Origin of the sequence: Pseudomonas sp. WS 5532 (assembly GCF_012985445.1) — a bacterium.
In the GTDB taxonomy this organism is placed as follows: Bacteria; Pseudomonadota; Gammaproteobacteria; order Pseudomonadales; family Pseudomonadaceae; genus Aquipseudomonas; species Aquipseudomonas edaphica.
This window is the reverse complement of record NZ_JAAQWK010000013.1, coordinates 202,845-214,912: the sequence shown is the minus strand read 5'-3', so window position 1 is coordinate 214,912 and position 12,068 is coordinate 202,845. Positions and strand designations below refer to the sequence as shown.

12 protein-coding genes are annotated in these 12,068 nt (G+C 63.1%); 9 read left to right on the top strand and 3 right to left on the bottom strand.

Annotation, left to right across the window (positions count from 1 at the left end; translation table 11 throughout):
• Window positions 1-194: 194 nt before the first annotated feature.
• Window positions 195-806, bottom strand: coding sequence for a prepilin-type N-terminal cleavage/methylation domain-containing protein (locus tag HBO23_RS21940; RefSeq protein ID WP_017139660.1), 612 nt, complete (start codon window positions 804-806; stop codon window positions 195-197).
• On the bottom strand, window positions 803-1,255 hold the full coding sequence (gspH, locus tag HBO23_RS21935) for a type II secretion system minor pseudopilin GspH (RefSeq protein WP_170039743.1): 453 nt from the start codon (window positions 1,253-1,255) through the stop codon (window positions 803-805). The genes HBO23_RS21940 and gspH overlap by 4 nt, the downstream gene beginning before the upstream one ends.
• A 93-nt stretch (window positions 1,256-1,348) precedes the next feature.
• Between gspH and HBO23_RS21930 the strand changes: the two genes are divergently transcribed.
• A complete protein-coding gene (locus HBO23_RS21930) occupies window positions 1,349-1,780 on the top strand; it encodes a type II secretion system protein N (RefSeq protein WP_170039741.1) in 432 nt (143 codons plus the stop codon).
• Here the strand turns inward: HBO23_RS21930 and gspI are convergent.
• Window positions 1,767-2,132, bottom strand: a complete 366-nt coding sequence (gene gspI, locus HBO23_RS21925) for a type II secretion system minor pseudopilin GspI (RefSeq protein ID WP_017139657.1) — start codon at window positions 2,130-2,132, stop codon at window positions 1,767-1,769. The two genes, HBO23_RS21930 and gspI, sit on opposite strands and share 14 nt — an antisense overlap.
• Window positions 2,133-2,280: 148 nt before the next feature.
• On the opposite strand from gspI, the gene gspG reads away from it, so the two are divergent.
• The 8 genes from gspG to HBO23_RS21885 all read left to right on the top strand — a co-directional run bounded on the left by gspG (window position 2,281) and on the right by HBO23_RS21885 (window position 11,953).
• A complete protein-coding gene (gene gspG, locus HBO23_RS21920) occupies window positions 2,281-2,730 on the top strand; it encodes a type II secretion system major pseudopilin GspG (RefSeq protein WP_017139656.1) in 450 nt (149 codons plus the stop codon).
• 8 nt (window positions 2,731-2,738) lie between these two features.
• Complete coding sequence (gspK, locus tag HBO23_RS21915; protein WP_170039739.1) at window positions 2,739-3,644, top strand: type II secretion system minor pseudopilin GspK; 906 nt, start codon at window positions 2,739-2,741, stop codon at window positions 3,642-3,644.
• Window positions 3,641-4,726: a type II secretion system protein GspL gene (gene gspL, locus HBO23_RS21910; RefSeq protein ID WP_170039737.1), complete on the top strand. Its 1,086-nt coding sequence runs from the start codon at window positions 3,641-3,643 to the stop codon at window positions 4,724-4,726. Before gspK ends, gspL begins: the two co-directional genes overlap by 4 nt.
• Window positions 4,719-5,231 (top strand): type II secretion system protein GspM, encoded by a 513-nt coding sequence (gene gspM, locus HBO23_RS21905; protein ID WP_170039735.1) that lies wholly within the window; start codon window positions 4,719-4,721, stop codon window positions 5,229-5,231. Before gspL ends, gspM begins: the two co-directional genes overlap by 8 nt.
• Window positions 5,228-7,552: a type II secretion system secretin GspD gene (gene gspD, locus HBO23_RS21900; RefSeq protein WP_170039733.1), complete on the top strand. Its 2,325-nt coding sequence runs from the start codon at window positions 5,228-5,230 to the stop codon at window positions 7,550-7,552. The genes gspM and gspD overlap by 4 nt, the downstream gene beginning before the upstream one ends.
• Window positions 7,553-7,679: 127 nt before the next feature.
• Window positions 7,680-9,098 carry a type II secretion system ATPase GspE gene (gene gspE, locus HBO23_RS21895; RefSeq protein ID WP_170039731.1) on the top strand — a complete coding sequence of 473 codons (1,419 nt, stop codon included), beginning with the start codon at window positions 7,680-7,682 and terminating at the stop codon, window positions 9,096-9,098.
• Window positions 9,098-10,309 carry a type II secretion system inner membrane protein GspF gene (gene gspF, locus HBO23_RS21890; RefSeq protein WP_017139650.1) on the top strand — a complete coding sequence of 404 codons (1,212 nt, stop codon included), beginning with the start codon at window positions 9,098-9,100 and terminating at the stop codon, window positions 10,307-10,309. The genes gspE and gspF overlap by 1 nt, the downstream gene beginning before the upstream one ends.
• A gap of 471 nt (window positions 10,310-10,780) precedes the next feature.
• Complete coding sequence (locus HBO23_RS21885; protein ID WP_017139649.1) at window positions 10,781-11,953, top strand: substrate-binding domain-containing protein; 1,173 nt, start codon at window positions 10,781-10,783, stop codon at window positions 11,951-11,953.
• Window positions 11,954-12,068 lie beyond the last annotated feature (115 nt).

The following is a 12,068-nucleotide window of genomic DNA, read 5'->3' as shown; positions in this document are numbered from 1 at the left end:
GAACAATCGACATTAGTAAGCCTGATTATGGTCAATAATGTGTCCACCATGTCCCCGCACATGTGTCAACCATGTGTCCGGTCCGTACATGTCTTTACAAAAGTGACCCGCTGTAAGAGCGGAACCATAGGCTGCCGTTACCGCAGCAACGGATATGTACACCGCCCACCGCCCACCGCGCCAAGGCAATAAGGCTAACGCAACGGCCCCAACACCTGCCGATACCGCTCCACCCCCTGGGGCGTCTGCCTGACCAGGCTGATCTCCATGCCCAACGGATCCTCCCGCCGATTGCCACTCAGCTGCCGCCAACCCTTGTCCGCCTCCCACACCCGAACCTGCACATCACTGACCCCGCTCAACACCACAACCCCGCCTTTGGCCGCCGGCAACGGAAAGCGCTCCCGCGCAGGCGCCGCCGCACGGTACAGGCTGTCGCCCTTGAGCCACCAGCGCACGCGTTGCAATCCATCTCCGGCCACCGGTGCACTGCGAATCACCTCCAGCGTAAAACCCTTGCTGTCGGAGCTGCGCACCGTCACGGCGGCCAACCCGGCAGGTTTGGCGGTGTCGTCTTCGGTTGGGCCAGGCGCGCTCAGTTCCACGCTGGCGCGCAGGCTGACATCGCGTTGCAGCTGGTTCAACGCCCGCAACAGCGCTTCAGTCTGCTCCGTGCTGGCCTGCAGGTGCTGGTCGGCGCGGGTCACGCTGTCGAGCCCACGCCAGGCGATCAGGCTGACCACCGCCATCAGCATGATCGCCACCATTACTTCGATCAGGGTGAAGCCTTGCTGGGATGGGTTCATGGTTGAGTCACCACACGCATCAGCCCGGCCGCATCGCGCTGCAGGCTGAGGCTGTATTGGCCATCGGACAGCACCACGCGCACCGGCGGGCTGATCCATTCGGCGTCGAGTACCAGCACCCGCCCGGGTTCGATTGAGACCTGCATCGGCGTGTGTTCCCACGGGCGCGGGCGCAGTTGGCTGTCGCCCTTGAAGGTCTCGATACCTGAACCGTCATCACTGCGGCGGTTGAAGCCAAAGCCCTTGGCGTCGGCGCGCCAGGTGATGGGGCGCCCGTCCGCACGGGCTTCAGCCTGGGCCACTTGCAGCAGTTGGCTCAGGCGTTCGGCATCCTTGTGCAGCAGGTGCAGCGGGTCGGGCTTGATGGTCAGGCTGATGGCGGCACTGGCAATGCCGATGATCACCAGCACCACCATCAACTCGATCAAAGTAAAGCCTTGCTGTTTCATCGCCCGACTCCTGAACAACTGGTGAGCTTGTGAAATAAAAACGTGCGAATTGGCCTGTAGGCTGAAAGCACGCACAGACAGGAGGTCCCGCTCATGGCATTTGCTCTTCGATTTTCGCCCGCCCACGGTGTGCAGGCGCTGGCCTTGTTGGCGGCCCTGGCCGGGGTGGCGGTGTGGACGCCGTTGCTGCTGACATCCGCCGAGTCCCACACGCCCCAGGTCGCGCCCCAGACGCTGGCGGCGCGCAGTGACAACCCGGCGTTGCAGTGGTTTGCCAGCGCGCCCTCGGCGTTGCAGGTCAAAGTCTCGGGCGTGCTCGCCGGCGCGCGTGGCGCGGTGGCGATCCTCAGCCTTAACGATGGGCCGCCGCGCAGCTTCCTGCTCGGCGAGCGTTTGGGCCCCGGAGTGCGGCTGACGGCCATTGAAGGTGATGGCGTGGAGATCGAGCGCGGCGGCGAGAAGCTGCGCGTCAACCTCGACAAGTTGCCGGACGCGCCCGCATTACCGTCACTCACTCGGCCATGACCTGGGTCGCCAGACGCGCCAGCGGCGGCGCTTCGCGGCTGGCATCGAGCACCAGCAGGCTGACCTGAAACAGGCGGCCCTCGGCGTTGATGGTCTGCTCACAGCGCAGCTTCAGTCGGCCCTGGTCACAGTCGAAGGTCTTTTTGCCGCTGCGTAGCTGTCCGCCCAACCGCAGCTCCGCCAACCGACTTTGCCCGGCCAGCAACGCGATGGATTTGTCGCGCAGCAGGCCGTTGCTCTGGGTCATCAACCCGGCCACGCGCACGGCGGCCGCCATGGCTACAGCAATGATCGCCAGCGCCACCAGCACTTCAATCAGGGTAAAGCCTTGCTCCTTGCGGCGGCTGTACATGGCGCTCTCAAAGCCGGGAAACAGGCCCGCAGACTAGCGCCGGCAGTTGACCGATTAGCGACCAAACCTCCCGAGGATTTTCAATACGACTGACATGTGTTCTTGCAACACTGCGCCACGAAATGCACCCAAGCCAAGGAATGTCGAGATGGAAATCGCGCCCCTAACGTCCCCATTGCCAGGCCCGCGCGGCCAACGTGGCTTCACCTTGATCGAGATCATGGTGGTGGTGGTCATCCTCGGGATTCTGGCGGCGATGGTGGTGCCCAAAGTGCTCGATCGGCCCGACCAGGCACGGGCCACGGCGGCCAAGCAGGATATCGGCGGGTTGATGCAGGCGCTGAAACTCTATCGGCTCGACCACGGCAGCTACCCAAGCATGAACCAGGGCTTGAAAGTGCTGGTAGAACGCCCGGCCGACGCCAAGAACAGTAACTGGCGCGCCTACCTGGAGCGCCTGCCCAACGACCCGTGGGGCAACCCTTATCACTACCTCAACCCCGGCGCCAATGGTGAGGTCGATGTGTTCTCCCTGGGTGCCGACGGCAAACCGGATGGCGACGGCGTGAATGCCGATATCGGCTCCTGGCAGTTGTAAGGCCCGCCATGAACAGGCATTCGCCCGCAGCGGCGAAGCAGCGCGGCATGGCGATTATCAGCGCGCTGCTGATCGCGGCGGTGGTGGCGGTGATCGCTGGCGCCATGCTCACACGCCAGACCGTCTTCACCCGTAGCCTTGAGGCCGAGCAACTGCGGGTGCAGGGCCAGTGGCTGTTGCTGGGCGCGCTGGAACAGAGCCGCCTGTTGCTGTGGGACGCGCGTAAAAAGGATGTGTTGACCCGCCTCGACCAGCCGTGGGCACGCGCCCAGGGCGGTGTGTTTGAAGGGCGGCTGGAGGATGAACAGGGCAAGTTCAATCTGCGTAACCTAGTCAATCGCCAGCAACAAGATGACGAGCAATTGCAGCACTTCGAACGCTTGTGTCGGCTGATCGGCGTCGACCCGGCCGTGAGCCGTCGCATCAGCCAGCGGGTGATCGGCTCCTATGACCAGCGCGTTGTACACAAAGGCGCGTCGGATGAGCGCCTGCCGGCCAAATACCCGATGTTGCGCAGCCTCGATGACCTCAGTGGTATTGAAGGCATCGACCCACAGGTGCTGCGGCGCCTGCACGCTTTTGTCAGCGTGCTGCCCGGCAACACCTGGGTCAACGGCAATACCGCCAGCGCCGAAGTGCTCAGCGCGGTGGTGCCGCTGCTCAGCCTGGCCCAGGCCCAGGCGCTGGTGGCCGAGCGCGACAGCGGGCGCTGGTTTATCAACCGTGGCGACTTTGTTAATCGTCTGCGCATGCCCCAAGTGGCGATGGATTCGGTGCAGGTGGGTATTACCAGCGAGTGGTTCCGTTTGCAGGGCCAGGCCCGTCGCGAGCAACGCCGGGTGACGATCGAGGCGTTGTTGCACCGGCCCGAAGACCGCCAGCCGCAGGTGATCTGGTCGCGGGTGGGTGTATGAAGCGTTTGCGCATTGGCTTGCCGCCACTTGATCAACTGACGGTCGACAGCCCGGTGAACTTCGCCTGGCTGGACGCTGGCAGGGTGATCGCCGAGGGCCGCGAAAGCCTGAAGCAATTGGGCAAGCACCGCCAGCCAGTGGACTGCTTCCTGCACCCGCGTGACAGCCTGTTGACCAGCCTGGAGTTGCCGCCATTACCCGCCGCCAAAACCGCTGCCGCTGTGGCCTGCGCCGCGCAGGCATTGATTCTTGGGCCAATCGATCAGATGCAGGTGGCTCACGGCCCGCGTGGCAGCGACGGTCTTGTGCAGGTGGCCTGGGTGCCCAAGGCCGGGCTGGCGCAACTGGGCCAGGTACTGGCGCAGGTGCCGCTCAAGCTGCGCGGCCTGTACCCGGCGCCGTACGCCTTGCCGGTGGCCACGGCGGCACTGGACGATGGGCATTTGCTCACGCGACATAGCCTGCAACAAGCCACCGTGCATCCACTGGGGCAACACGCCCTGGATCAAACCCTTGATGTGCAGCTGGTCGAGGCTGCGCAGCGCTGGAGCGGCGCAGTGCCCGCCTGGGGCTTGCAGGGGCAGTTCAATCAACGTGCTACCGGCGGCTGGGGCAGGGCGCTGGCTTGTGCGGCGCTGGCCGTCATTATCTGGACCGTTGGCCTGAACCTGTACGCCGCCCGCCAAGCTGAAGAAGGCCAGCGGCTGAAGGCGCTGATGAGCCAACAGGTGCGCCAGACCTTTCCCGAGCTGCCGGTGATCCTCAACCCTCTGCAGCAGGTGCGCCAACAGTTGGCGGCGCGGCAAAGCGGGGCGGCGGCTGATCCCGGCCAACGCTTTACCAGCCTGCTGCAACTGGCGGCCAGCCACTTGCCGTTTATGGTCGGCAGTGTCGACAGCCTGAGCTTTGAGCAGGGCCGTTTGCACCTGGGCCTGTTGGCCGACAGCCATAGCCCGGCGGCGCAAGGCGACTGGCAGGCGGCGTTGGCGGAAGCCGGTTTTGCCGCGACCCGTGATGAGCAAGGTTGGACCCTGGGGCCGGCAGACAACACCGTCACCCCGGAGGAGGACGACGATGAATAAGTGGCAGCAGGTGCGCAGTCAGTCCCATGTGTTATGGACTGGCCTGGCCGTGCGTGAAAGACGCATGTTGGCCGGTGCCGGGCTGATCCTGGCGAGCCTGCTGACCTGGCTGGTGCTGGTTCAGCCGGCGCTAAAAAAAATCGACTATTGGCAGGTCGAAACCCCGAAGCTGCGCTCCCAGGCCGAAGCCTTGCAGGTGCTGTTGCAGGGCGTCGCGGCGCCGCGTCAGGCGGATGAAACCGCGCTGCGCCAAGCCCTCGACGGCGCCGGCCTGCAAGGTCATTACCAACTGCAGGCGCTGGCTCCTGGTGGCTGGCGGCTGACCTTCGAGAAGGCCCCGGCCGACCTTGTGGTGGACTGGCTGCTGGGTAACCCCCGTTCGTTTTCTTTGGAAGTGTCCGAGGCACGCTTGCAACGCGCCCCGGATACCGTCGACAACTCGGCCGGCACTGTGTCCGGGACCGTTCGCATGGATCAGGCGCTTGGCGCTAAGGAAGCTTCATGAAGTGGTCAGTCCCCAACTCCGCGCCTTTTCGCAAAGTCGCGCCGCTGCTATTGCTGGCCCTGAGCGCGTGCAGTAACCCGCAGTCACCCAAGCCTTTGCTGGTGGACAGCGAGCTGGGCCAGCCATTGGCCGACACGCGGCGCAGCGGCGAAACCGTGCTGGACCGCCAGCGCGAACCGGCGCCGGCCCCCCGCGTGCAGCACCCGGTGACCAACAGCGCCCGTGGCCATGCCCCGGCGGTGCTCAAGGCGCGCAACCCGCTGGGTGACCAGCCGGTACAGCTGAATTTTGTGGACGCCGATATCCAGGCGGTGGTGCGTGCCTTGTCCCGCGCCACTGGCCAGCAATTTCTGGTGGACCCGCGTGTAAAGGGCAACCTCACGTTGGTCAGCGAAGGCCAGGTGCCGGCGCATCAGGCCTACGAGATGCTGCTGGCGGCGCTGCGCATGCAGGGCTTCAGCGTGGTGGATGTGGGCGGCGTCGCCCAGGTGGTGCCCGAGGCCGATGCCAAGCTGCTCGGCGGGCCGATCTACAGCGCCGGCAGCAGCGGCATGCAGACGCGTACCTTTCGGCTGCAATATGAAAATGCGGTCAACCTGATTCCGGTGCTGCGTCCCATTGTGTCGCCGAATAACCCGATCAACGCCTACCCCGGCAACAACAGCATCGTCATCACTGACTATGCTGAAAACCTGGCGCGGGTGGCGCAGATTATCGACGGCATCGACACGCCCAGCGCCATCGACACCGATGTGGTGAAGATCCAGAACGGCATCGCCGTCGATATCGCGGCCATGGTCGCTGAATTGCTGGAAACCCAGGGTGCCGACCAGACGCAAAAGATCAACGTGGTGGGCGACCCGCGTTCCAACTCGATCATCATTCGTTCCGGCAGCCCCGAGCGCACGGAGCTGGCGCGTAACCTGATCTACAAACTCGACAATGCCCAGAGCAACCCGAGCAATATGCACGTGGTGTACCTGCGCAACGCCCAGGCGGGCAAGCTGGCGCAGTCGTTGCGCGGGCTGTTGACCGGTGAGAGCGAGTCCGGGGTCAGCGATGAGGCCCGTGGCAAACTCAGCTCGATGGGCGGCGGCTCCCAGAATAACCAGGGCAGTAATACTCAGAACAGCAGCGGCACGCCCACCGGCAGTGGTGTGCAGTCGTCGGGCTACGGCCAGTCGAGCAGTTCGGGCAGCAGCGCCAACAGCAGCACCCCCAGCGATCAGAACACTGCGTTCAGCGCCGGTGGTGTGACGATCCAGGCGGACGCTACCACCAACACCTTGCTGATCTCCGCGCCCGACCCGCTGTACCGCAACCTGCGCGAAGTGATCGACATGCTCGACCAGCGCCGCGCGCAGGTGGTGATCGAAAGCCTGATCGTTGAAGTCAGCGAAGATGACGCCAGTGAGTTCGGCGTGCAATGGCAGGCAGGCAATCTTGGCGGCAAGGGCGGATTCGGCGGCGTCAACCTGGGCGGCAGTGGGCTGGTCACCACCGGCAAAACCAGCATCGATGTGTTGCCCAAAGGGCTGAATATCGGCTTGGTCAACGGCAGCGTGGATATTCCGGGGATCGGCAAGGTGCTCGACCTCAAGGTGCTGGCCCGCGCCCTCAAGAGCAAAGGCGGCACCAACGTGCTGTCCACGCCGAACCTGCTGACCCTGGACAACGAAGCAGCGAGCATTTTTGTCGGCCAGACCATTCCGTTTGTCACCGGCAGTTATGTCACCGGTGGCGGCGGCACCAGCAACAACCCGTTCCAGACCGTACAGCGCGAAGAGGTGGGGCTGAAGCTGAACGTGCGGCCGCAGATTTCCGAAGGCGGCACGGTGAAGCTGGATATTTACCAAGAGGTCAGCAGCGTCGACACACGCGCCTCGGTGGAGGCGGGCACGGTGACCCAAAAACGCGCGATCGACACCAGTATTTTGCTGGATGACGGGCAAATCATGGTGCTCGGCGGGTTGCTGCAGGACGGCTATAGCCAGAGCAATGACGCGGTACCGTGGCTGGCGGATATCCCTGGGTTGGGGGCGCTGTTTCGCAATGAAAAGCGCAGCGTCACCAAAACCAATCTGATGGTGTTTTTACGCCCCTACATTATTCGCGACAGTGGCGCTGGGCGCAGTATCACCTTGAACCGCTATGAATTCATGCGCCGCGCCCAGGGCGGGTTGCAGCCGGAGCACAGTTGGGCGCTGCCGGATGTGCAGGCGCCGCAGTTGCCTTCGGTGGAGAAGGCGATTCCCGGGGCGCAGCAGCAGGGGCCAAGGGCGGTGATTCGGGCAGTGCCGGTTTCGCAGGTGCGGCCGTGATCTACCTGAAGTATGAAGATCAAACTGTGGGAGCTGGCTTGCCTGCGATGGCGGTGGGTCAGTTGAACATTTTTCAGCTGAAAGTCCGCTATCGCAGGCAAGCCAGCTCCCACATGTACGGTGGTGTATGAGTTTGCTCCCCTACGTCTGGGCCAAATCCCAGCGCATCCTCCTGCGCCCCGGCGATGAAGGCAGGGTGCTGACGGTTTGCCCCTCAACCCCCGGCTGGTCGATCAGCGAGGTCCAGCGCCAGTTCGGCCAATCACGCCTGGAGCATGTGCGCGACGACGAACTCGACGGCCTGCTCACCAGCGCCTACGCCGACACCGGCAGTGCCGCCGCCGTGGTCGGCGCGGCTGAGAACGAAGTCGACCTCGACCGCCTGATGCAGGACATGCCCGAAATCACCGACCTGCTCGATACCCAGGACGGCGCGCCGGTGATTCGCATGATCAACGCCTTGCTCACCCAGGCTGCGCGCGATGAAGCCAGCGATATTCACATCGAACCCTACGAAACCCATTCCGTGGTGCGCTATCGCGTCGATGGCACCCTGCGTGACGTGGTGTCGCCGCGCAAGGCGCTGCATGGCGCGCTGGTGTCGCGGATCAAGATCATGGCCCAGCTCGACATCGCCGAAAAACGCTTGCCCCAGGACGGTCGTATTGCCCTGCGGGTGGCGGGGCGGCCGATTGATATTCGCGTGTCCACCGTGCCGACGGGGCATGGCGAAAGGGTCGTGATGCGCCTGCTGGACAAACAGGCCGGGCGCTTGCAGCTGGAAACCCTGGGCATGCAGCCGCAACTGCTGGCGCGCCTGGATACCTTGATCCGCCAGCCCCACGGCATCGTGCTGGTCACCGGGCCGACCGGCAGCGGCAAGACCACCAGCCTGTACGCTGCCCTGGCGCGGCTGGATGCGAGCACCAGCAATATTCTCACCGTCGAAGACCCGGTGGAATACGACTTACCCGGTATCAGCCAGATTCAGGTCAACGCCAAGATCGACATGACCTTCGGCCTGGCACTGCGGGCGATTCTGCGCCAGGACCCGGACATCATCATGATTGGTGAGATCCGCGACCTGGAGACCGCGCAAATCGCCGTGCAGGCTTCGTTGACCGGGCATTTGGTGCTCGCCACCTTGCACACCAATGACGCGGTGTCGGCGGTCAACCGCTTGATCGATATGGGCGTCGAGCCGTTCCTGTTGGCCTCGTCATTGTTGGGCGTATTGGCCCAGCGCCTGGTGCGGCGCCTGTGCCCGCATTGCAAGCAGGAAGACCCCGCGGCGCCTGGCACCTGGCGGCCGGTGGGGTGTGCGCAGTGCAACCAGATCGGTTACAGCGGGCGTACCGGCATCCATGAATTGTTCTGCGTTGATGACGATGTGCGCAGCCTGATCCACCAAGGCGCCGGCGAGCAGGATTTGCGCCTGGCTGCACGTCGCGCCGGCATGTTCAGCATGCGCGAGGATGGCGAGCGCTGGGTACGCAGCGGCGCCACCGCAGTCGAAGAAATCCTGCGCGTGACACGGGACGCCTGATGAATCGCTATCGTTACGAAGCCGCCGATGCCAGCGGCAAAATCGAAGCCGGGCACGTGGAAGCCGACAGCCAGAGCGCGGCGTTTGCCCAGTTGCGCAGCCGTGGCTTGACCGCGTTGCAGGTACAGATTGAGGGTAATCAAGCGGCGGCCGGCGGCGGCAGCCTGTTCACGCCCAAACTGTCGGACAACGATCTGGCCTGGGCCACGCGGCAACTCGCGAGTTTGCTGGGCGCCAGCCTGCCGTTGGAGGCGGCGCTGAGTGCCACGGTGGAGCAGGCCGAGAAAAAACACATCGCCCAGACCCTGGCCGCCGTGCGCGGCGATGTACGCGGCGGCATGCGTTTGGCCGACGCCTTGGCGGCGCGGCCACGGGACTTTCCATCGATTTACCGTGCCTTGATTGCAGCGGGGGAGGAATCCGGTGACCTGGCCCAGGTGATGGAGCGCCTGGCCGATTACATCGAGGAGCGTAACAACCTGCGCGGCAAGATCATGACGGCGTTCATCTACCCCGGCGTGGTCGGGTTGGTGTCCATTGGCATTGTGATTTTCCTGTTGAGCTATGTGGTGCCGCAGGTGGTCAGCGCGTTTTCCCAGGCGCGCCAGGACCTGCCGGGGCTGACCCTGGCGATGCTCAATGCCAGCGACTTTATCCGCGCCTGGGGCTGGTTGTGTTTTGCCTTGATTGTCGGTGGGTTTTGGGGCTGGCGCCTGTACCTGCGCAACCCGCTGGCGCGGCTCAATTGGCATAGCCGGGTGCTGCGCTTGCCGCTGATCGGGCGGTTTGTGTTGGGGCTCAATACTGCGCGGTTTGCGTCGACCCTGGCGATTCTCGGCGGCGCCGGCGTGCCGTTGCTGCGGGCATTGGAGGCGGCGCGCCAGACCTTGTCCAATGACCGCCTCAGCCAGTGCGTCAACGATGCCACCGCCAAGGTTCGCGAAGGCGTTAACCTGGCGCCTGCATTGGCAGTGGAAAAGGTCTTCCCGCCGGTGTTGATTCACCTGATTGCCAGCGGCGAAAAAACCGGCTCGCTACCGCCGATGCTGGAGCGTGCGGCGCAGACCTTGTCCCGCGATATCGAACGCCGGGCGATGGGCATGACGGCGTTGCTGGAGCCGCTGATGATTGTGGTGATGGGGGCGGTGGTGTTGGTGATTGTGATGGCGGTGTTGTTGCCGATCATCGAGATCAACCAACTGGTGACCTGATTGCACCCGGTCAAATGTGGGAGCTGGCTTGCCTGCGATGGCATCAACTCGGTGTGCCTGATGTACCGAGGTATCTGCATCGCAGGCAAGCCAGCTCCCACATCTGGGTCGGTTTTATTCAGTTGATTCTGCTCGCTCCCTATATGCATCACTGCAACCTCGGGTTCCTCATTCCGTCACATCCAACCCACCGCGACACAGCCCACACCGCATCCAGCAAAACCCCGCTGAAACCCCGCTGTCACTTGCCCCCAAACCGCTCAAAAGCATGACCGAAACACCCGAGAATCTTTCGTAAAATCAAGCGCTTCCTCCCGAGGTTTTTTCCTTTTGCTGTCATCGGATGCTGCGAAATTGCCTACCCATGGCCTCAACCCCAGCCACCCCCGGAGCACGGCCTGGGATCGAAGCCATAGCGTCATGCAAGAGCCCTCTACCCAAACGTACAAACACGACGAAAGGAGATTCTTCATGTTTAAGCGCACTATGATCGCAGCCTCTTTGGTAGTTGCAGCACTGGCTTCCGCCCAATCCATGGCCGCAGTGGTCGGTGGCGGTGCCACCCTGCCGGAAAAACTCTACGGCAGCACGGCCACTTCGACCACGGCTACCGGCATCCTCTCTGCCACCGTCCCTGGTTTTAACCCCTATATCGGTGTAGGCAGCGGCGACGGCAAAAAGGCCTTCTTCGGTAATGATTCGACCAAGCTGAAACTGGCTGCCGGCATCACCGTTGACTATGCGGGCAGTGACTCGATCGTTAGCGTTGCGGAACTGGCGGCTTATAATGCTGACGCCGTGAACGGCCGTGCCGCCTACGGCCCGTTGATTCAAATCCCGGCCGAGGCCACGTCGGTGACAGTGCCTTACCACATCGACGGCAAGACATCGCTGCAGCTCAGCAGTGGCCAGTTGGCTGATATCTTTGCCGGCAAAATCACTAACTGGAACCAGGTGCTATTCAACGGGGCTGCGGGTCCAAACCTGCAGATCAAAGTGGTCTATCGCCAGGAAACCAGCGGCACTACCGAGATCTTGACCAACCACCTCAAGGCGGTAAAACCTGCTTCGGTGCCGGCTGTCAGCAACAGCTTCGTCACCGCCATCGGTTTTGACCCAGCCACCAGCGCTCCGGCCGGCTCAAGCTACATCGCGGTCACCGGCAGTCAAGGTGTTGCCACTGCCATTACCAACAACAACGGTGCCATCGGTTACGTCAGCCCTGACTATGCACAGTTCAACAGCGCTGCCGCTGTTGCTTCGGTCAACGGTTTCCTGCCGACTGAAGTCAACGTTCAAGCCAGCCTTGACGGTGTTGTACCTCCGGTTCTTGGCAGCGACGAAGCCAAAAATCCTTTGAACTGGGTCCCTACGTTTCCTAACCCTACCGCAGGCTACCCCATTGTGGGCTACACCAACCTGGTCTTCAGCCAGTGCTACAAAGACACCACTGACACCGCGCGTATCCGTGTGTTCTTGAACCGTCACTACACCGGTTTGAACAACGCAACCACCAGCAGCCACTCGTTCATCCCGTTGTCCGCTACTTGGCAGAAAGCTGTCCACGACAACTTCTACGCCACCACCAGCGCCCTGCGCCTGGGCGACACCAACACCTGCAACGGTATTGGCCGTCCGCAGTAAGCCCCGTCTCGACAGGGTTTGCCCCACAACCGGCAATGACTTCGCGTCATTGCCGGTTTTGTCGTTTCCTCGCCCAACCCGCCAGTTGAACCGCACTGCGTGAACATTGTGTGAC

Coding starts and splice junctions, on each gene's coding strand:
- HBO23_RS21940 (WP_017139660.1), bottom strand. CDS start 806: ATGAACCCATCCCAGCAAGGCTTCACCCTGATCGAAGTAATGGTGGCG.
- gspH (WP_170039743.1), bottom strand. CDS start 1,255: ATGAAACAGCAAGGCTTTACTTTGATCGAGTTGATGGTGGTGCTGGTG.
- HBO23_RS21930 (WP_170039741.1), top strand. CDS start 1,349: ATGGCATTTGCTCTTCGATTTTCGCCCGCCCACGGTGTGCAGGCGCTG.
- gspI (WP_017139657.1), bottom strand. CDS start 2,132: ATGTACAGCCGCCGCAAGGAGCAAGGCTTTACCCTGATTGAAGTGCTG.
- gspG (WP_017139656.1), top strand. CDS start 2,281: ATGGAAATCGCGCCCCTAACGTCCCCATTGCCAGGCCCGCGCGGCCAA.
- gspK (WP_170039739.1), top strand. CDS start 2,739: ATGAACAGGCATTCGCCCGCAGCGGCGAAGCAGCGCGGCATGGCGATT.
- gspL (WP_170039737.1), top strand. CDS start 3,641: ATGAAGCGTTTGCGCATTGGCTTGCCGCCACTTGATCAACTGACGGTC.
- gspM (WP_170039735.1), top strand. CDS start 4,719: ATGAATAAGTGGCAGCAGGTGCGCAGTCAGTCCCATGTGTTATGGACT.
- gspD (WP_170039733.1), top strand. CDS start 5,228: ATGAAGTGGTCAGTCCCCAACTCCGCGCCTTTTCGCAAAGTCGCGCCG.
- gspE (WP_170039731.1), top strand. CDS start 7,680: ATGAGTTTGCTCCCCTACGTCTGGGCCAAATCCCAGCGCATCCTCCTG.
- gspF (WP_017139650.1), top strand. CDS start 9,098: ATGAATCGCTATCGTTACGAAGCCGCCGATGCCAGCGGCAAAATCGAA.
- HBO23_RS21885 (WP_017139649.1), top strand. CDS start 10,781: ATGTTTAAGCGCACTATGATCGCAGCCTCTTTGGTAGTTGCAGCACTG.